Raw genomic sequence first — 19,830 nt, 5'->3', positions numbered from 1 at the left:
AAAGTATGAATATTAAGGAACAGACTATACAGTTAATAGATAATTTAAAAGCTACTTGCCAAGTTTATGGACTTGGCAACGATGGAAATGAATATAAAATAATCACTCAAGTATTTCTTTTCAAGTTCTTGAATGATAAATTCGGAGTGGAAGTCAAAAAAATTAGTGAAAGACTTCGCAATGCGTCTAAATGGGAAGAAGAATACAGAAAAATGACAGAGGATGAAAGGCTTGATTTATTCGATCAGCTTTCTCCGGATATTCCAAGATTAAATCCAGAACATTTAATATCAAACTTATGGAATCAGCAGTCAAAAGGCGATTTTGATGTCATTTTCGATTCTACGATGACGGATATTGCAGACAAGAATAAGGAAATATTCTCCACAGAAACAACTGAAAAAACAAAAATAGCTTTATTTGAAAAAATAACTACCAATGTTACAGACGATGCACAAAGAGCTCCTTTTGCACGAGCTTTGGTGGATAAACTTATCAATTTTTCTTTTGATGAAGCATTTAATGAACATTATGATTTTTTTGCAGCTATATTTGAGTATTTGATTAAAGACTATAATACAGCTGGCGGTGGAAAATATGCTGAATACTACACTCCTCATGCAATAGCGACAATTATGGCTCGCTTGCTTGTGGGAGAAAATAAGGATTTGCACAACATAGAATGCTACGATCCTTCGGCGGGAACAGGCACACTGCTTATGGCGTTATCACACCAAATTGGCGAAGATAGGTGTACTATCTTTTCTCAGGATATATCTCAAAGAAGTAATAAAATGTTGAAGTTAAACCTTATTTTGAATGGCTTAGTTTCTTCTTTAGATCATGCTATTCAAGGAGATACCTTAGTTAGCCCGTATCATAAAAGCGATGATGGAAAAGAACTTAGACAATTTGATTATGTAGTATCCAATCCACCTTTTAAAATGGATTTTTCTGAGAATAAAGCGAAATTAGATCAAATGCCCGTTCGTTTTTGGGGTGGCGTTCCGAAAATTCCTGCTAAGAAAAAAGAGAGTATGGCAATTTATACGCTCTTCATTCAGCATGTCATAAATTCGCTTAAAAGCAATGGAAAAGGTGCGATTGTTGTTCCAACTGGATTTTTAACGGCAAAATCAGGTGTTGAAAGTAAGGTGTTAAAACACATTGTTGATAAAGAAATTATTAGTGGAGCAATTAGTATGCCGTCCAATGTTTTCGCAAATACCGGCACAAATGTATCTGTTTTATTCTTTGATAAATCAAAGGAGAACAAGAAAGTTGTCCTTATTGATGCTTCTAAGTTGGGAGAAGAATACAAAGACGGTAATAATCAAAAAAGAAGATTGCGTCCGGAAGAAATCAATAAAATAGTTGATACATTTAACAATAAAGAAGCTGTAGAGGATTTTTCCGTTGCAGTTACTTATGAGGAGATAAAAGGAAAGAAATATTCACTTGCAGCCGGTCAATATTTTGATGTAAAGATTGATTATGTAGAATTAACACAAGAAGAATTTCAGGCAAAAATGGATGAGTATCAGGCAAAATTAAAAGAATACTTTGCAGAGGGAGATAAGCTCAAAACCGAGATTATGGAACAGTTAAAGAAGGTGAAGTATGAGTAAACTTACAAAGTACAAATTCAGTGATTTATATGAAATGAGTTCGGGCATATCTTCATCAAAAGCGCAATCTGGACACGGTTCTCCATTTGTATCATTTAGTACGGTGTTTAATAATTATTTTCTTCCCGAGGAATTATCGGATTTAATGAATACATCTATTAAAGAACAAGAAATATATTCTGTAAAAAAAGACGATGTATTTATTACGAGAACAAGTGAAACAGTGGATGCTTTAGCGATGAGTTGTGTTGCGATAAAGGACTATCCAAAAGCAACTTTTAGTGGTTTCGTGAAAAGACTAAGACCTAAAACAACGGGGATTGTGTACTCGAAATATATTGCTTTTTTCTTGAGAAGTAAGTATTTTCGGAAAGTGTTGGATTGTAATACTATAATGACCTTGAGGGCAAGTTTTAATGAGGATATTTTTTCGTTTTTGTATGTATATTTGCCTGATTATGAAGAACAGGTAAGAATTGGCGATTTATTATATAAAATAGAAATGAAAGTTCGGACAAATAATAAGATAAACGATAATTTAGAGCAGCAAGCTAAGCTTATTTACGACTACTGGTTCACACAATTTGATTTTCCAGACGAAAACGGAAAGCCATACTGCTCATCTGGCGGTAAGATGGTTTGGAACGAACAACTAAAACGTAATATTCCAGAGAACTGGAATGTTGTTCCACTGCTCAAATTGGTAAGTTGGGAAAGCAATAGTCAACCACCTAAAAGTGAATTTGTATATGAGCCAAAAGAAGGTTATGTGCGTTTCATTCAAAACAGAGATTATGATAGCGATACACACATAACATATATTCCTCGAACAAAAAATCTTAGTATAGTTGACCGCTTTGACATACTTATGGACAAATACGGAGATGCTGGTGCAGTTCGATACGGAATAGAGGGTGCGTTCAATGTAGCTCTTGGAAAAATTTGTGTTCACAATCCTAATTACAGGGAATACATACGTTCATTTTTAGGTAGCGATGGCATATATAAATTTCTCCATAATTCGTGTATGGCATCAACAAGAGCATCTCTCAGCGAGGCTAATTTGGCAATACTGAATGTTGTTGTTCCTGATGAAAAAATTATATTGGACTATGAAAACTTCCTGCATAAAATCCGTGTCAGCATATTGAAGAACAAAAATGAAACCGTCGAGTTAATCAATCTTCGTGATTGGTTACTTCCTATGTTGATGAATGGACAAGTTACTATTGCTGATTAAGCCACTAAATTATCGTTTATAATATTAAGTATTAGGAGGTAAGGTATGGATGGAAGATAAAGATGCATTGTTATCTCAATGGCAAACTTGTGTTGAAATGGCTAATTCAGTGAGTCAAAGAAGAGATAGCATGAACAATTTGTTTGTAACACTCAATATCGCATTATTAGCCGCAAATTCTTTTTTGTGGGATATGAAGACTATAATTCTTTCGATAACAGGGATTTGTATTTGCGTGGTTTGGACATTTTTTATAAGAAATTTTAAATTATTAAATACAGCAAAATTCTTGGTTATCGAGGAAATAGAGAAAAAATTGCCAATGCAAGCATTTAATGAAGAGTGGAAGCATTTAAAAGACAATAAAAAATATAGAGAAGGAACTAAGTTAGAAATTGCTTTTCCAGTCATCTTTATAGTGCTTTATATTTCTATAATAATTATCATGATAGCAACAAAGTGTTGTGGAATAGGAGGAAATTAATGTCTACTTATAATATTTTCATAAGCCATTCATGGAGCTACAGTGATCAGTATCAAGGATTAGTTAGGTTGCTGAATAATGCACCATACTTTAGTTACAGGAATTATTCAGTTCCTAAAGATGATCCTATTCATAATACTTCAAACACATATGAGCTGAAAAAGGCTATTAGAAATCAAATGCAATATGCAAGTTGCATTATCATTTTGGCGGGCGTTTATTCTACATATAGCAAGTGGATAAACATAGAGATTGAACTTGCTAAAGAGATGGGTAAAAGAATAATTGCTGTTGAACCTTGGGGAGCGAGTAGAACATCTGATATTGTAAAAAAATCAGCAGATGAAATTGTTGCTTGGAATTCAAGTTCTATTGTAAGTGCTATTAAGAGATACTGACATTTTATAAAACAAATAACTCTTATCAACGGCAAGAGTTTATTATGGAAGAACTGCCGTTGGTAGTCGTTCTCTAAGAAAAAGAAAAGGAGAATGACTATGAAACAAAATTTAATCACAGACATTGTTCAAGGCATGTTGCCATATTTGAGCAATGCACAAACAGAAAAATTACATGAGGTACTACAACACACGCTTTTTAATTACGATGTAACCCTTTCAGAAAAAAGCAAGGACATTTCGGGAGAAAACTTGGTAGAATCTTTCTTGTCAGCGAAGAAAATTGAAGGTTGCTCCGAAAAGACTTTGAAATATTATTATGCTACGATACAATCGATGCTCGATGAAATTAAGAAGGATGTTAAGCATATTGTAACGGATGATATACGCTGTTATCTTACAGAATATCAAGCAAACAAGAAGTCAAGCAAGACTACCATTGATAACATAAGACGAATTCTATCCAGTTTTTTCTCATGGTTAGAAGATGAGGATTACATTTTAAAAAGTCCGGTTAGACGAATCCACAAGGTTAAAACTGGAACAAATATTAAAGAAACTTATTCTGACGAAGCTCTGGAGATTATGCGTGATAATTGCGTGGAACTAAGAGATTTAGCAATAATTGATATGCTTGCTTCAACAGGTATGCGTGTTGGAGAAATGGTATTGTTGAATCGAGAAGATGTAGACTTTAATGAAAGAGAATGTGTTGTTTTTGGAAAGGGAAACAAGGAACGAATTGTATATTTTGATGCAAGGACGAAAATACATTTGCAGAATTATTTGTCTAAAAGAAAAGATAATAATCCTGCCTTGTTTGTATCGCTCAAAGCTCCATATGATAGGCTTAAAATTGGCGGGGTAGAAGTAAGATTACGAAATTTTGGAAAGCAACTTGGACTCAATAAGGTGCATCCACATAAGTTTAGACGAACACTTGCAACTATGGCGATCGACAAAGGTATGCCGATAGAACAGTTACAAAAGTTGTTAGGGCATAGTAAAATAGATACGACTTTGCAGTATGCAATGGTTAAACAGAGCAATGTTAAAATTGCTCATAGAAAATATATAGGGTGATGGAATGATATATAACGAAAGTAAATACAATAAAGATTGGAATGAGAATAAACTAAGTGATCTTGGTGTTTTTTCTCGTGGAAAATCCAAGCATAGACCAAGAAACGATGAGAGATTATTTGCTGGTGGCAAATATCCATTTATACAGACGGGTGATATAAAAGAGGCAAATTTATATATCAAAAATCATACACAAGAATATGGTGAATTTGGGCTAAAGCAAAGTAAATTATGGAACAAAGGCACTCTATGTATAACGATAGCTGCGAATATAGCTGAAACAGCTATATTATCCTACCCAGCTTGTTTTCCAGACAGTGTTGTTGGGTTTAATGCTTATGAAAGCCAATCATCAGAAATATTTATGTATTATATTTTTGAGTATATAAAGGCTTCTATTCAAAATGCTGCCAGTGGAAGCATTCAGGATAATATTAACATAGACTATTTAACGACTTTGAATTTTAAAATCCCCGAGAAGAATTATCAAGATATGATAGTTGCGTTATTAGGTGCAATCGATAAAAAAATCATATCCAATAATGATATAAACGATAATTTACCGTATCAGTCGCTAATGGTAGCTTGACCGTTCATTAGCATAGGAAGTAGCCAATCTCGTAACTGCACAAGCAATTCGTTTTCAAGCATATTTTGCTCTTGCATTATGACTAATTTATTAAGCTCATCAAGATACTTAGAATCATGAGGCATAAACACAGGGATGTTTTCAACATCACTTTTAGTAATAAATTTTACTATAGAACCTGAAGAACCTGTTTTGAAAGAATTGATTCTATATAAAGCTGCTAAATATAAGATAGCATAATACTCTTTTTGAGGGCTTAGCACATATGTCCTCTGATATGCATTAAATTTACCGGAATAATGTTTAACATTAAAATCGCCATTACCGGCTATAAGTACAGATGATGAATTGAATGCATACTCATCACAATGCAATGGAGTATTTGAACAGGTAAAAAATTTATATTTCCCATTTGATACAGAAAAATTTGCATCTTCTTTACCGGTTATAACTTGTGTAAGGCTTTTAGCAACAATAAATTCACCTTTAATTTTATTATTTGTTGCTTTAGCCATCATATCTTCAAAAATGAGATGCATTTGCTGCTCTAAATTATCGTTTATATTACTATCTCTCCATCTCTTTCCCCATATATCTCTCGTAGTTTTTCCTAATTTGATACAGTTCGGTCATCTCGGTTTTTGAGGAAGAATACTCTTGCATAAGGGTATTCTTTTTTTCGTTCAGTTTTTCAAGTTCCTCAAAAATCTGCCTGGAATTTGGCATTTTAGAGTATGACTTTTTAAGGTCGGCAAGGACTTTTTCGTACAAGAGAATTTCCGATTTATGCTCACCGGCAAAGGCTTTGTCAGTAGGGTCTTTCTTATATGCCTGATAAATTTGGCGGTATTTCGTAACAGTATGTACTTGCTCCATAGTAGTGGAAAGGGTAGCTATTTTCTCGTCAAGTAACTTAATTTTGTCCTGTAAGCTTTGCCTTTTGTCTGCACTTTTCTTAATAAAATCATCAAGCTGAGCAAGAGACTTAAAGCCTTTTTCACGCATTAAGATAACAGTATCTGATGCTACTTGCAGGTTGTGTTTGGTAGCCCAGAATTCGTATCCCTTGCTTGATTGTGCCTTTTCATTGTTAGCAATGTCGATAATATTTCCGACACGCTTTTTAACGGAGAATGTTTTTTGATTAGCGTTTTCTAAAATTCTTTCTTTGAGTCTTTCTTCCGTATAATCTTCTCCGATAGTTTTTGCTCTTGTAAATCTTTCCTTGTCTTTGTGCTTAAAAGCGATATGCTTACCATACTTGATTTCATAGCCGAGATCCGCCATCCTCTTTAAGAATTCATCCCAGTCCTTTGACTGTTTTATCATTCTATCAATGTCAAATTGGAGCTTACTTTTCCAAGAAGTTCCGTTTTTAGCTTGCTCATTTTCATACCAGGATTTGCCGTTCGTCCTATACTTTTTCTTAAATCTTTCGTAGTATTCGTCAATGACTGACAGGCTATTTTCTCTGCATAGCTTATCGCTTTGATAACGGATTTGATGATAGCTTCTTTTGTTGGACTGGTAGCATTTCCCCGTTACCATATTTACATTATTAAGTAGGCTAAGTATCCAACGCCTTGCATTATTTCTAATGTAGGTTTTTAGATACTCGCCCCCAAACCGTACGTACACCTCTCGATGTATACGGCTTTCCATTTATTCTTCATTTGAGTTATTAATTTTTTCAAAACATTCATTACAAATTACTAGAGTTTTTCTATTAATGCTTTTCATAAAAACATGCCAAGCATATTCATCAGTTAAGTCTTTAAGCTTTTTTACTTGATACACTTTTAGATTATTAGTTTCTTTCCCGCACCATTCACACTTATTATTTTTTAATCTTAAACCTAGCGTTGGTTTCTTAAGATAGAATTTTTGCTTATGAATCACATCAGCATTATCACATTGGGGAAATTCTTTTCTAGCCAAGCTGTCTTTCCAAAGTAAACGAGTTTTGTTATTACCATTTTTATCTGTATAACTTATACCAAAATCTTTATCAGTGCGGTATCTAGTTATAATATCCGTTACCTTTGTCCTATATTTGCAAGCCAATGTTTTATACAGACTATATTCCATAATGTATCTAAACTTATGGAGCTTTGAAGAATTATTTGCGATTCTGTAGTAGTTGCAGAATCCTCTAATTTCTCCGTTATATTGGTCTAATATACTTAAGTTTGTTCTTGATATTAGCTCAGTTCTTTCTTTAGGAAACCATACTTCTTTTCCATTTAGATTTTTAATTCTTAATGCTCCAAGCTCTGCTAGCTTATTTTGTATTGTTGAAGTTGATAGCTCAAGTCTTACATGACCACCAAAGTTTCTTGCTTTTATACCTGCTTTTGTCCTCTTTGTATGATTACTTCCAGGAGTTACTCTGATATCAAAACCTAGGAACTTGGCTCTATCTGTTGATTTTGTTACTAGCGTTTTTTCATCAGATAGTTCGAGGTTTAATTCTGATTTGATAAATTGACCAATGTCTTGTTTTACCTTTTCAGCATCTGCCTTAGAACCGATAATGCCAATAATGAAATCATCAGCATATCTAACATATTGTATTCTCTTGAAGTTTTCATCCATAGGATTTAAGCAAGGTATATTGAAATATCTTTTGTTTATCTCTTCAATTTCTGATTTAATATCATCTATTTCAATTTTATTGGTTGTCTTGCTTAACTTATTTTCAAGTCTTTTTCTTCTATCATAGAGAGCTTTATATTCCTTATTTTGCTTTCTTTTATTACCTTTATCAAAGCTTTCCTTGTAATTTTGCATATACTTGTCAAACTTATCCAAGTAAATATTTGAAAGTATGGGACTTATTATTGACCCTTGTGGCATTCCACTGTAGGTGTTGTGATATTGGTTTTGTTCCATGTATCCAGCTTTAAGAAACTTTCTTATTAATCTTAGGAATCTTTCATCGTCAATACGCTTGGATAGAATGTCTATCATAATGTTATGGTCTATATTGTCAAAGAAACCTTTAATGTCTCCTTCAACGAACCATTTACATCTTACGAATCTATTTTGAATTTGTCTTAAAGCGGTATGACAACTTCTATTATCTCTAAAGCCATGAGATGTGTCCTCAAAGCTTTCATCATAGATAGAATTTAATAACATTCTACATACTTCCTGTACTAATTTATCGTCAATGCTTGGTATGCCTAATGGTCTTAATTTTCCGTTTTTCTTTGGAATATATACTCTTTTTGTTGGTGTGGGTGAGTAACTTTCATCTTTTAGTGAATCAATGATTTTGTTAATTCTTTCTAAGCTCATTGCACTTATTGTTTGATTATCTACACCTTTAGTCATATTTCCTGTGTTAGCATAAATATTTTGGTATGCTTGCAAGAATAGGTCTGTATTGTAAAGGTTACGATACAATCTTTTGTAAGTGTAGTTTTCTTCTTTTGAATGTTTTCTCAAACTAATCAATACATTGTTGGGATTTCTCATAGTGCCTCTCGCACCTTCCTTTCCTCTGAATTGAATGAATAAACTGCCTTCCTTCACCATGTAAGAGTCATTATCTCTCTCGGATTACTACGAAGGCTCCGTTACCATATCAGATATTCAGGTTCTTAAAACCATAGCATTTTTTTCGCTTTCTGACTTAGGTAATCTCCATTTAGTATCGAAGTAAAAAGCAAGCGTTGATTGTCGGATATGCTTTTCGTCCTTTCATGCTTATGCAAGCGGATTGAGTGTAAAGTTTTGCCTAATGCATTAATCTTCGCTACATAGGCACACTCAACATAACGTATATAGATATCTTTCGTTATGACCACCACAAATGTTCCTCGGACTGGCATTCAATCAGTTTAGATTTTATCCTCATATCAACTTTAGGTCTCGCCATTCAGTCGTGGAATGATATCTATCCAACTTATGACTTTAATAACGTGCTATTGTCCTCTTTGGATTTCTCCTCTAAGTTAGTTATTGACCCTAGATATTAAAACTACTATTCTACCATTTTGCTAAAATGGATTTACTTCGTACCTTATGGACGCACAGATGATATGGTTGTGAATATGTCCTTTGTCAATGTGGGTAGAGAGGATAAATTCATACTCATCTTTAAGTATTCTGTTGCAAAGTTCCAGACCGATTTGGTGTGCCGTTTCGGGTGTAGCTTCGCCCGGCAAGAACGACTGAATAAGATGTCTTGCAAGTACAGAACCTCGAACATTTGCTTCTTCTCTTCGCCTTAAAAATTGTGTATGAGCGGAAGCTGCATGGCATTTATTGGTGCTGATTAGAATTTTTTCATCCGTCTTCTCGGCATTGGTTATATAGTCAATTGCCAAGTTCAGCGTAGATTTTATAGGGTGAATTTTCGTTATTGCCATTACTTATCATCTCCAGTTTCAGCGGTTCTTCCAAGAAGAAGAGCGTGGATTTGCCATATCTCTTTTGAAATGTGGTCTATCTGTTTTTTCATATCACCTATGTCATCACTGTAAATAATGCCTGTAGAATTCACTCGTTTTGCAATCTGATTGATATTGCTTGTAGCGTTATAAAGAAGTCCCTGTAAATCTGCAAAGGGCTGTAAATCAATCTGATAAATCTCCTTTTCAAGAACGCATTTCCTTAGAAAATGACTCATTGTTTTGCACTTGGCAAGCTTCATTTTCTTTTCAAAAATTTGTTTTTCTTCTTCGTTCAAGCATATTTTAAGCTGTATATTTCTTTTTCTATTTGCCATAATTTTGTCTCCTTTCGGTGTATTTCGGGGTCTTAGGGTTCTCCCTAACAAGCTAAAAATGGATAAAAAAGAAGCAGCACCGTATAGGTCTGCTTCATCAATTTTTCCGTAAGTGTGTACACACTTACTGTGCTTGCTACAAAAGAATGATTTGTAGATTAAGCGTTAAGCGAGTATTGAGTTTTGTTAATTATTATATCCTGCATAGAATTATTTGTCAGCGTCCTTTGAGAGCTTTTAATAAGTCGAATTATCTCTATCTCTTATAGGGTTATAGTCTTTCAGAAACTCCGATCTCGGTCTTTCGATATTGTACTTGGAAGAGGAAAGTATACCCATTTTGTATAACTCTGATATTTTCAAGTTTACAAGGTTGATTTCCACGCCAAGCTCATTAGCAAGGGAGCAATCCGATACATCTTCATTTTCTAAAAGTCGTATGATTTCTTTATCATCAATCAGAAGATGAGCCGCAAAAATATTTGCTTCTATTTCATGGCATCCCAATTCTCTGAAAATAGAAACCTCATGGAAGGCATTTGCCTTTGCATAATTTCTATGAAGTTGGTCGTGTCCAATCTCATGAGCTAAAACAACTTTCCTGATACTTGGATGTAAATCAGCGGAAAGAAAGATAAAACGGTTTTTCTGTATGACCTGATACATTCCAAGAAGATGAGTCATATTATTCATTACTTCAAGATGAATATTAAGGTCTTTGGCAAGCTCAAAAGGATCACGAGTAAAATGCTTTCTGACCAAAGCATTGGCTTTTTCGTATATCCAATCGTTTGTCATAGCTCACCTTAATTTATCTTTCTTCTTACCATATTTCTTGTTAATATCTTTTGCTTTCCAGTAGGCTCTTGTGATTGCCTGGAATGCTTCTTCCATATCTTCTTCGGGTAAAGTACCGCCTGCAAACATACTGCTTACTCCCTCGGCTAAAGCTCTGACTTTTGCAACTTCCGTTGTGCCGTATCTGTTAGAAACTTCTTCCAAAAATTCATCTTCCTCCGTCATAAGAAAGTTATAATCGCAGCCCATCACCTCGGCTATTTTTTCATAGACTTCCTTTTGCTTCGGGTATCTTTTCCCTTGCTCATATAAAAGCAGCGTTCTTTTGCTTACGCCGATAAGTTTTGCAAACTCGTCCTGGGTGTAGTCGTTTTCGGTTCTAAAGCTTCTCACCTTTTCTCCAAAGTTCATTTTATCCTCCTATTGAACCTAAGTTCACCTAAAAAACATAAAGTGAATTTAGGTACTTGCTTTTCTCTTTTTCTTTGTGTATAATTAAATAGAACTTGAGTACACTTATTATAGCATCTGAAGAACTTAAATGCAATAAATATTTTGCGGTAAGTTTGAAGAAATACATGGGAACAAAGTGAGGTGAGGGCAGATGGCGAAGGGAAAAATGCTTAGGGAATTGGAAAGGCTCTATGAGAGTCATGAGCTTCCTTTTTTGCCGACCAAACTGAAAGCAAAAGCGTACTTTCGATATATAGGAATGTTGTTTGGTCAGTAAAAAATACGGCACAGTGCCTTGTCTGCGAGCAGGAAGTAACCTATGGGAGTGATTTGGGAGAGGCACTTTCATATCTGGAAAATTTTGCTCCAGAAAGAGTCCTTGATGATTTTGAAGCGAGGGTCAGACATCTTTTTGAAACGAAATGGCTGATTGATATTATCGACAGTGCATTGATAAGGTTAAAAGAATATCCTGTTCACGGTCAGTGTTACTATACGATAATTCAATACTCTTATCTCAGCCGTGATAAACATTCAAACGAGGAGATAATGAGAAAGGTTGCATTAGAAAAGACATCATTCTACGAGCGGAAAAATGAAGCGATTGCCATTATGGGCATAGCACTTTGGGGATACGCTCTTCCGACTCTTTTAAAAGAAATCAGTGATGAAAAATCGAAAGGAGAACAGAAATGAAGATAATGCCCATATATGATTTGAGGAATAAAGCTGAAGTGGCTCTTCTTATGAAAAGGTTAGATGATGACACCGTAGATATCATTGAGGGTTTGCCTGACAGTATGATTTTATTGGTACCTGAAAAAGCTTGTCCGACGATGACTTTGCAAGATTTAAAAGAAAAATTATCGGATAAAAGGCGGATAAAAAACGGAGTTGTTGCGGACTAATGACGGAGTACCTACGGACAATCATCGGACAAAGAGGGGACTCTAAGCGAACTTCATATATGTTAAAGTGTATATAGTGGGACGGAACTAATTTAATATCACGGGCAAAGACCATAGGTGAAAAACTTATGGTCTTTTTTTACGCTCATTTTTAGGAGGCTTATGAAAAGAATAAGAAGTCCTCCAGCTTCTTTTGGATTTTAACAAGCAAACAAATTCAAAAGAACACGGAGGAAAAAATGGATAAGAAATACTATATTTTCGTTGGAGGCGAAAAAATTGAAGTAGACCAAGAAGTCTATAAAAGCTACTGGCAAATTACAAATAGGGAAAGATATTTAGAGCGACTTGATAGACAAAACAAGTTGCTCTTTTTTTCTGACCTCAGCACGGAATATTCCTTTGAGGATACTATTGCCGATGAGAATTACGATTTGGAAAAAATCGTTGAAACCAAGATGCTTATCGACAGGGTTAGAGAAGCGATTGACTCATTAAATGATGAGGAAAGGGAAGTCATAGAAAGACTTTATTATCAGGATGAGTCTACAAGGATAGCGGCTAAAGCTCTTAATCTTCATAAGACATCTCTTATCAGAAAAAGGGATAGGATTTTAGCAAAGCTTAAAAAGATGCTCGAAGGGAATATCTAATCTGACTAACGGGGGAGCGGAGACAATTTGTTTTCGCTTCCTCATTTTTATTTTGAAAAAAGTGTGTCCAGGTGTGGCGAATTTTCACTGTACATAGTGAGAGGGTAATTTGCTTCTTTCGTGATAGAGAAATCTCTATCCCAAAACTAAAAAGCAACTCTCATAGCGAAAGCTATTTGTTCTTTGACAACTGAATAGACCAAGGTAGGACTTTATCCACTTGCTGAGAATTATGACCTACGCCAAGACTTTTCTGCTGATGAAAATCGGTTCAAATGAATACCGGGGCTAAACCGAGGATAGAAGAAAACGAGCGACAGATAGGAATACATAAAAGATAAGTGTGGCAACTTATTTCGATGATGTAAGTGGTGATAATGATACTTCAATAGTTTAAGCTGCCTCGTCTGGAACAGGGGGCGGAGGTGAGATTCCTATGTAGCAGCCAATGCACCTACCAATGTCAAAAAACTTATATTCGATTAAATGCGAGGTTATGATCATGAAAAATGAAAACAAGAAAAATGAAGATAAAAAGCAAATAGAGAAAAATTATGAGAAGAAGATAACCTACTCAAGCAGCAAGAGCGAAAAGCTTGATTTGCTGGATATTATTGAAATGCATCTTTTAAGGTCGGTCATAAAGCTATAGGGCTGACATAAAAATCCGGGTGCGGTACAATATAAGCGGTAGAAGCAATCTTCCTAAATGACTATTTGCCAAAATAAAATTTTAGGAGGGTTCTTATGAACAATAATATCGCTTGTATGTATCTTCGTCTTTCAAGAGAAGACGGGGATATTTCAGAAAGCAATTCTATTTCAAATCAAAGACAAATCATCAAGTCTTACGCTAAAGAAAACGGCATTACCATATTTAATGAGTATGTAGATGACGGCTTTAGCGGTTCTAATTTTGACAGACCGAACTTCAAGAATATGATTGAAGACCTAAACGCGGGCAAGTTTAGGATAATCATCGTAAAAGACTTATCCCGTTTCGGCAGAGATTATATCGAGTCCGGCAAATACTTACAAAAGATATTTCCCGAAAAAGGTATACGCTTTATTTCCGTAAATGATAATTACGACAGCGACAATGCTGATGTAAGTGATACCCACCTGATACTTCCTATTAGAAATTTTATCAACGACAGTTACTGCCGTGATATTTCTATGAAAGTAAAATCATCTAAGGAAGTCAAAAGGAAAAACGGAGAATTTATCGGTTCTTTCGCTCCATTCGGTTATAAGAAAGACAGTAAGAATAAGCATAAGCTTGTGGTTGACACGGAGGTTTCTCATATTGTCAGCCGTATTTTTGATATGAAAATTGAGGGATATTCCTCAAAAGCAATCGCTGATTTTCTAAACAGCATAGGTACGGTTACACCGTCCAGGCACAAGGAGAATAAAGGCGATAACTTTAACACGGGCTTTATCGTAAAAGATGCCAAGTGGGATGCTAAGATGGTCAACAGGGTCATCACCAATAAGGTATATATTGGCGTTTTAGAACAAGGCAAGACGGCAAAGCTCAATTACAAATCCAAAAGAGAAGTCGATGTAGCAAAGGATGACTGGATCATAATAGAAAATGCTCACGAAAGCATTGTTTCCAAATCCGTATTTGCACTGGCAAATAAAATGCTGCTTCGAGATGTAAAAGCTTCAAAAGAAAATCCGAGTATTCTGTCTGGAATGCTTTACTGTAAAGATTGCGGCAGCCCGATGATTAGACGAAAGGTCAAGTCAAAAGACGGCTACAACATCTTTTATATATGCTCCGAATATAACATCAAGGGCGAATGCACAAGGCATAGCGTTAAAGAAGATTATGTAATAGGTGCTACCATTCATGCTCTTAATAATTATCTTTCAAAATATAATGAGCTTCTTAAAAAGGTAAGTAAGATTGATATTTCTAAGCTCACAATCAAGGCTGATTTCGACTCCTTAAATGCGGAAAAGAAAAAGTATGAAAGGCTTAGAGGCTCTCTTTATATGGACCTGGAAGAAGAGCTTATTACTACAGAAGAGTTTGAGAGATTTAGAAAAAACTATCTTCTAAAGATTAGGGAGATTGAGAAACAGATTATTACAAAACAAAAAACGATAGAAGAATTAACAGAAAAAATTAAAGATAAGGGTAGTTTTGTTTCCGATATTATTCCTGATGTAGAAGAGGGTACGCTTAATAGATTATCCTTGGTGTCTTTTATTGACCGCATAGAGATTGGCGAAGATAATGCCATAAACTTTGTCTTCAATAATATGGAAACGGTAAATCTAATGCAGGCAATTTTGGACAGTGAAAAATGCGAGTGTAAGGCTTCAGATGAAAATAAGGTGAGAGTATTTACCATAGGCAGAGCTTATGGTGAAACCTTAGAAATGAATATGCCCAAACTTGCAGTGGGAGGTGTTTGCTGATGGCAAGGACTTCCAAAAGATATGCTCAAAAAGCTGAGGATAGCATTGACAAGATATTTTATAAAGCTGGTATTTATACAAGGTTGTCATCCGAAAGAAAAGAAGAATGGAGAGAGAAATCTTCTTCCATTGAAACGCAGGTGCTTTGCTGTAAAGAATATGCCTTAAAAGAAAATATTAAGGTCTTAAACACATATACGGACTATGAATACAGCGGAACAAATTTTGAAAGACCTCAGTTTCAGGAGATGATGCAGGATATTAAGGACAGAAAGATAAACTGCATTATCATAAGAGACTTATCAAGACTTGGCAGAGAATATCTTGAAATGGGAAGACTGATTGATAAGGTGTTTCCGTTTTTAGGCGTTAGATTTATCTCGGTTAATGACAAGGTTGATACCGTAAAGGACTTAGACTCTAAAAAGTCATTTGAGGTAACACTTAAAAATATCGTCAACGATATGTATGCCAAAGATATTTCCGTCAAGATAAAAACAAGTAAGCATAACAGGGCAAAAAACGGATATTTTATCGGTACTGTTCCGCCTTATGGATATAAGGTTGTAAAGTTAAAAGAGGGACAGAAATTAGAGATAGATGAAAAAGTTCGCTTCATTGTAGAAGAGATGTTTCGCTTAACTCTTGAGGGAAAAAGCCAGTATGAAGTTGCAAGACACCTTAATAAAAAAGGCTATGCCACAGGTATGGTTTACTACAAGACCGGAAGAGTTTACAGGCTTGAGGGAGAACCGCAGTGGCATAAGTCTACTATTTCTAAAATCCTTACAAACAGAGCCTATACAGGCACATTGGTGCAGGGAGTAAGACAGCAAAATCTTGCAAAGGGTGTAAAACAGCATTTTGTAGAGGAAAATGAGCAGATAGTATTTGAAAATGCTCACGAGCCTATTATTTCAAAAGAAGATTTTGAAAAGGTGCTTGAGGGTAGAAAACAAAGATATGAAAATCATCGTTTTGCTGCTAAAATGCACGACTTTGAAAGAGATTATGAAAATAGATATAAGGGCTTGGTTTTCAACAATAACACCGGCAAAGAGCTTTTTAGAAGAACAAGAATATACGGTAAAAATCAGGATAGACTTTACTATTCTTTTCAAAATGACACCTATACGGGAACACTTGAAAAAGAAAAAAGTGTCTTCGTCATGGAAAGAGATTTAGATAAGGCTATCAGCGATAAAGTAGCCGAGTTTATTACCAAAGCTACAAGTAAGAAAAAGTTTATTGAAAGAGTGTCTTTGAGATTTGATGAGGGGCTTTCCCTTGCCACAAAAGATATTGATAAGCTAAAAGATAAGGTGCTGAAAGAAGAGTTGCTTATTCAAAAGGCGTATGAGGAATATCGCCTTGGAAAGATTGACAGAGAGCTTTATTCATTGAAAAGAGAAATTGCTCTAAGTCATATAGCAACGATTAACAATGAAGTGATTGCCCTTGAAAACAAGGCAAAAGAGCTTGAAAAGGAAAAGAGAAAATCACTCAAATGGATAAAGGATGTATTCTCGGCAAAGGAAATTGAAAAGCTTTCGGGCGATTTAATTCACAGCCTTGTAGAAAAGATAATCGCTTATGCCAATCACAACTTTGAGGTGGTTTTTAAATTTAATATGGATATGCTGATGGGAGGTACAGAAAATGAGTAAGATAGCCCTTTATATCAGACTTTCCGTAGAAGATCAGATGAAGAAAGACGAGAGCGAAAGCATCATAAATCAAAGGCAATATCTAAATGACTATCTCAATAAAAATGAGGAGTTTAAATCTTTTCAAAGGGAAGAATATATTGATGACGGCTATACCGGAACAAACGAAAAGCGTCCTTCTTTTCAAAGAATGCTTGAGGAAGTAAAGTCCGGAAAGATAAATACAATCATCGTAAAAGACCTATCAAGGTTTATGAGAGACTATATTGCTCTTGGCGATTACCTTGAAAATATCTTTCCATTCCTCGGTATCAGATTTATAGCCATAAATGACGGATATGACAGTGCCAAAGAAAAAGGAAATGGAACAGACCTTGATATTCAGTTCAAGGGACTGCTTTATGACTTCTATACAAAGGATATTTCGCAGAAGATTAAGTCGGTTTCAACGGAACTTAAAAAGCAAGGAAAATTCCTTGCCTGGAGTCCTCCGCTTGGATATATGAAAGATCCGGCTGATAAGCACAATATTATCATTGATGAAAAAACGGCTTGGATAGTCAGAAAAGTATTTGACTTAGCGTTAAGCGGAATGGCTACCAGAAAGATTGCAACCGTAATGAATGCAGAGAATATCCCAACACCGAATGAGCGTAAAAAAGAGCTTACCAATATGGACTACGAGTATAAAATCGTATCTTCGGAAAACAGAAAAAATCCTACTTGGACAAACGGAACTGTAACGGATATGCTCTCAAACGAAAATTACACAGGCACTTATGTTTTTAATATGCAAGAAAAATCAGTGCTGACACCTGGAAGCTTCAAGTTTCATCCAAAAGAGGAATGGGGCAGGGTGTATAACCATCACGAAGCTATTATCTCTCAGGAAGAATTTGATAAGGTTCAAGCCATAAAAGAAAGCAGACGCTTTATTAAAGGTAAGAATACCGATTATCCATGGAGACAGCATTCGCCACTTCAAGGCTTTGCTAAATGCCCTACTTGTAATCACATCTTGGGATTTGTTCACTCAAAAAGACCGAGACTTGATGGAAGCGTAAGAGTACACAGGTATTTTCATTGTAGAATTTGTAAATGCAACAATGTGGAACATAAGAACTCAAGAGCTGAGACGCTTGAGGAACAGGTTTTAGCTCTTATCAAAGAAAAATATGGCGAGGTTAAACCTGAGCAAAAGGATAGGACAAGCATTAAAGATTTGGAAAAGCAAGTCGCAAGACTTGAAGCTAAAAAGACTTCAGACTTTGAAAAATACAAACTCGGTAAGATGACGAAGCTCAAATTTATAGAAACTAAAAAGAGCATCGACAAAGAACTTGAAAGCCTATCGGAAAGAATAGAGGAACTTTCCAAACAAGTTGAAGTTGTCAAGGACAACGAGCTTACGAGGGAGCTAATGGAAAAGTACATTGACTCTGTTCTATGTGAGGGCAGCATCGTTCAGAAAATCATATGGAAATAGACACATGAGGGAGTGAGAAATCACTCTCTTTTGTTGTCTAAAAATAGACAATATATTTTGTGTCATTCGCTTGACACGAGAGGGGACTGGGACGATTGGTATTTTGGCTTCTAGGAAGGCTAAAAAAGTAATTGGAATTGAGATTGTGCCGGAAGCGATTGAGAATGCGAAAGTAAATGCACAATTAAATCAGTGTGATAATTTGGAATTTTGGTGTATGGATGCGCAGAATGGAGCTAAGAAGATTGTTGGGAATAAGGAAAATATTGACATTGTGATTGTGGATCCGCCTCGTAAGGGTTGTTCATTAGAAACATTGAAGTCAATTGAAAAGATGAAACCTGAGAAGATGGTGTATATTTCTTGTGCCCCAAGTACTTTAGCAAGGGATTTAGAGATTTTACAGGGGATGGGATTTAAGATTAAATTAGTTCAGCCAATTGATTTATTCCCGATGACAACACATGTGGAGTGCATAGCGTTGATACAAAGAGTGAAATCGTGAAAATCCTGCATTTTAAGCGGTTTTACAAGCATTATGTCTTTAATGAAGATGGCGATGGAGGACGAAAAAAAGTCCTGAAAAATTATATTGATGTGAATGTTTGCATTGATATGGTGTGTGGAGATACAAGGAATGGATTGGAAAGTGAGGAATAAGAAATGATTAGGTGGATAATAAAAATAATCTTGTTTCCAATCAGTTTGCTGCTTAGTATTCTCACTGCATTTCTAACATTCCTGATCAGCATAGGAACAGCATTGTTATACTTGCTGATGATGTTTTGTATATTTGGAGCAATAGCATCTTTTTTGCAAAAAGAAGTTACCATTGGAATCGAAGCATTGATTATTGGATTTTTAGTTAGTCCATACGGAATACCGATGGTTGGAGCAGCCATATAAACTGCTACGCTAAAAAAGTCTGACTTTTGGGGGTCGGTAAAAAATCTAACCACCTTTTTGTTTGGAAAAAAGAAGGAGGTAAAAATGCGAATAAATGATTTTCATAACATTTTGGAGCTTGTAAAACAAGATGTGCTTCATAGTAAAGCAGAATATCTGAAGCTCTTAAAGGTTGTCGGAAACGATTAAAGATACGACTTTAGAAGTCAGTTAAGTATCTATGATAAAAATCCTGAAGCGACAGCCTGTGCCAAGTTCGACTATTGGAGAGAACGCTTTAACCGTACCATTATGCAAGGTCAAATGAACTGCACCGGCTCTTTTTTATTCATGAAGGAACGCTAATATACCCTTTCATACAGAAATTAA

20 protein-coding genes and 3 pseudogenes are annotated in these 19,830 nt (G+C 35.3%); 16 read left to right on the top strand and 7 right to left on the bottom strand.

Features of this window, described 5'->3' with window-relative positions:
- Positions 1 to 5: 5 nt before the first annotated feature.
- From JOS54_RS06135 to JOS54_RS06110, 6 genes are all read left to right on the top strand, one after another.
- Positions 6 to 1,628: a class I SAM-dependent DNA methyltransferase gene (locus JOS54_RS06135; RefSeq protein ID WP_203244731.1), complete on the top strand. Its 1,623-nt coding sequence runs from the start codon at positions 6 to 8 to the stop codon at positions 1,626 to 1,628.
- Complete coding sequence (locus tag JOS54_RS06130) at positions 1,621 to 2,868, top strand: restriction endonuclease subunit S (RefSeq protein ID WP_203244730.1); 1,248 nt, start codon at positions 1,621 to 1,623, stop codon at positions 2,866 to 2,868. Before JOS54_RS06135 ends, JOS54_RS06130 begins: the two co-directional genes overlap by 8 nt.
- Before the next feature lie 49 nt (positions 2,869 to 2,917).
- Positions 2,918 to 3,352 carry a hypothetical protein gene (locus JOS54_RS06125; RefSeq protein WP_203244729.1) on the top strand — a complete coding sequence of 145 codons (435 nt, stop codon included), beginning with the start codon at positions 2,918 to 2,920 and terminating at the stop codon, positions 3,350 to 3,352.
- Positions 3,352 to 3,750, top strand: a complete 399-nt coding sequence (locus JOS54_RS06120; RefSeq protein ID WP_203244728.1) for a TIR domain-containing protein — start codon at positions 3,352 to 3,354, stop codon at positions 3,748 to 3,750. The genes JOS54_RS06125 and JOS54_RS06120 overlap by 1 nt, the downstream gene beginning before the upstream one ends.
- A 99-nt stretch (positions 3,751 to 3,849) precedes the next feature.
- Entirely contained in the window at positions 3,850 to 4,833 is a 984-nt protein-coding gene (xerA, locus tag JOS54_RS06115; RefSeq protein WP_203244727.1) for a site-specific tyrosine recombinase/integron integrase, read from the top strand.
- Between the two features lie 4 nt (positions 4,834 to 4,837).
- Positions 4,838 to 5,422 carry a restriction endonuclease subunit S gene (locus JOS54_RS06110; RefSeq protein ID WP_203244726.1) on the top strand — a complete coding sequence of 195 codons (585 nt, stop codon included), beginning with the start codon at positions 4,838 to 4,840 and terminating at the stop codon, positions 5,420 to 5,422.
- Here JOS54_RS06110 and JOS54_RS06105 read toward each other — a convergent pair.
- The 7 genes and pseudogenes from JOS54_RS06105 to JOS54_RS06075 all read right to left on the bottom strand — a co-directional run bounded on the left by JOS54_RS06105 (position 5,401) and on the right by JOS54_RS06075 (position 11,366).
- Complete coding sequence (locus JOS54_RS06105; protein ID WP_203244725.1) at positions 5,401 to 5,937, bottom strand: restriction endonuclease subunit S; 537 nt, start codon at positions 5,935 to 5,937, stop codon at positions 5,401 to 5,403. The genes JOS54_RS06110 and JOS54_RS06105 overlap by 22 nt on opposite strands.
- A gap of 52 nt (positions 5,938 to 5,989) precedes the next feature.
- Positions 5,990 to 6,988: pseudogene (locus JOS54_RS06100) on the bottom strand (relaxase/mobilization nuclease domain-containing protein); the annotation flags it as partial.
- A gap of 96 nt (positions 6,989 to 7,084) precedes the next feature.
- On the bottom strand, positions 7,085 to 8,902 hold the full coding sequence (gene ltrA, locus JOS54_RS06095) for a group II intron reverse transcriptase/maturase (RefSeq protein WP_203245794.1): 1,818 nt from the start codon (positions 8,900 to 8,902) through the stop codon (positions 7,085 to 7,087).
- A gap of 539 nt (positions 8,903 to 9,441) precedes the next feature.
- Positions 9,442 to 9,798 (bottom strand): annotated as a pseudogene (locus JOS54_RS06090) (relaxase/mobilization nuclease domain-containing protein); the annotation flags it as partial.
- Complete coding sequence (mobC, locus tag JOS54_RS06085; protein WP_203244723.1) at positions 9,798 to 10,157, bottom strand: plasmid mobilization relaxosome protein MobC; 360 nt, start codon at positions 10,155 to 10,157, stop codon at positions 9,798 to 9,800. The pseudogene JOS54_RS06090 and the gene mobC, both read right to left, overlap by 1 nt.
- Before the next feature lie 237 nt (positions 10,158 to 10,394).
- A complete protein-coding gene (locus JOS54_RS06080) occupies positions 10,395 to 10,955 on the bottom strand; it encodes an ImmA/IrrE family metallo-endopeptidase (RefSeq protein ID WP_203244722.1) in 561 nt (186 codons plus the stop codon).
- Positions 10,956 to 10,958: 3 nt separating this feature from the next.
- Complete coding sequence (locus JOS54_RS06075) at positions 10,959 to 11,366, bottom strand: helix-turn-helix domain-containing protein (RefSeq protein WP_203244721.1); 408 nt, start codon at positions 11,364 to 11,366, stop codon at positions 10,959 to 10,961.
- 372 nt (positions 11,367 to 11,738) lie between these two features.
- Here JOS54_RS06075 and JOS54_RS06070 point away from each other — a divergent pair, with 372 nt between their 5' ends.
- The 10 genes and pseudogenes from JOS54_RS06070 to JOS54_RS08020 form a co-directional block, all read left to right on the top strand.
- Positions 11,739 to 12,104 carry a hypothetical protein gene (locus JOS54_RS06070; RefSeq protein ID WP_203244720.1) on the top strand — a complete coding sequence of 122 codons (366 nt, stop codon included), beginning with the start codon at positions 11,739 to 11,741 and terminating at the stop codon, positions 12,102 to 12,104.
- A 50-nt stretch (positions 12,105 to 12,154) separates the two neighbouring features.
- On the top strand, positions 12,155 to 12,316 hold the full coding sequence (locus tag JOS54_RS06065) for a hypothetical protein (protein WP_203244719.1): 162 nt from the start codon (positions 12,155 to 12,157) through the stop codon (positions 12,314 to 12,316).
- 239 nt (positions 12,317 to 12,555) lie between these two features.
- Positions 12,556 to 12,969, top strand: coding sequence for a sigma-70 family RNA polymerase sigma factor (locus JOS54_RS06060; protein ID WP_203244718.1), 414 nt, complete (start codon positions 12,556 to 12,558; stop codon positions 12,967 to 12,969).
- A 502-nt stretch (positions 12,970 to 13,471) separates the two neighbouring features.
- Complete coding sequence (locus tag JOS54_RS06055) at positions 13,472 to 13,621, top strand: hypothetical protein (RefSeq protein WP_002843633.1); 150 nt, start codon at positions 13,472 to 13,474, stop codon at positions 13,619 to 13,621.
- A gap of 95 nt (positions 13,622 to 13,716) precedes the next feature.
- Complete coding sequence (locus JOS54_RS06050) at positions 13,717 to 15,402, top strand: recombinase family protein (RefSeq protein ID WP_203244717.1); 1,686 nt, start codon at positions 13,717 to 13,719, stop codon at positions 15,400 to 15,402.
- Complete coding sequence (locus tag JOS54_RS06045; RefSeq protein ID WP_203244716.1) at positions 15,402 to 17,069, top strand: recombinase family protein; 1,668 nt, start codon at positions 15,402 to 15,404, stop codon at positions 17,067 to 17,069. The genes JOS54_RS06050 and JOS54_RS06045 overlap by 1 nt, the downstream gene beginning before the upstream one ends.
- Positions 17,062 to 18,555, top strand: a complete 1,494-nt coding sequence (locus JOS54_RS06040; RefSeq protein ID WP_203244715.1) for a recombinase family protein — start codon at positions 17,062 to 17,064, stop codon at positions 18,553 to 18,555. The genes JOS54_RS06045 and JOS54_RS06040 overlap by 8 nt, the downstream gene beginning before the upstream one ends.
- A 70-nt stretch (positions 18,556 to 18,625) precedes the next feature.
- Positions 18,626 to 19,060 carry a class I SAM-dependent RNA methyltransferase gene (locus tag JOS54_RS06035; protein WP_203244714.1) on the top strand — a complete coding sequence of 145 codons (435 nt, stop codon included), beginning with the start codon at positions 18,626 to 18,628 and terminating at the stop codon, positions 19,058 to 19,060.
- 161 nt (positions 19,061 to 19,221) lie between these two features.
- Entirely contained in the window at positions 19,222 to 19,461 is a 240-nt protein-coding gene (locus JOS54_RS06030; RefSeq protein WP_203245793.1) for a CD1845 family protein, read from the top strand.
- Positions 19,462 to 19,545: 84 nt separating this feature from the next.
- Positions 19,546 to 19,764: pseudogene (locus tag JOS54_RS08020) on the top strand (hypothetical protein); the annotation flags it as partial.
- Positions 19,765 to 19,830 lie beyond the last annotated feature (66 nt).

Source organism: Bulleidia sp. zg-1006, assembly GCF_016812035.1.
Taxonomy (GTDB): Bacteria; Bacillota_I; Bacilli_A; order Erysipelotrichales; family Erysipelotrichaceae; genus Bulleidia.
The sequence above is the reverse complement of the archived record's forward strand: the minus strand, read 5'-3'. Positions and strand labels throughout refer to the sequence as shown.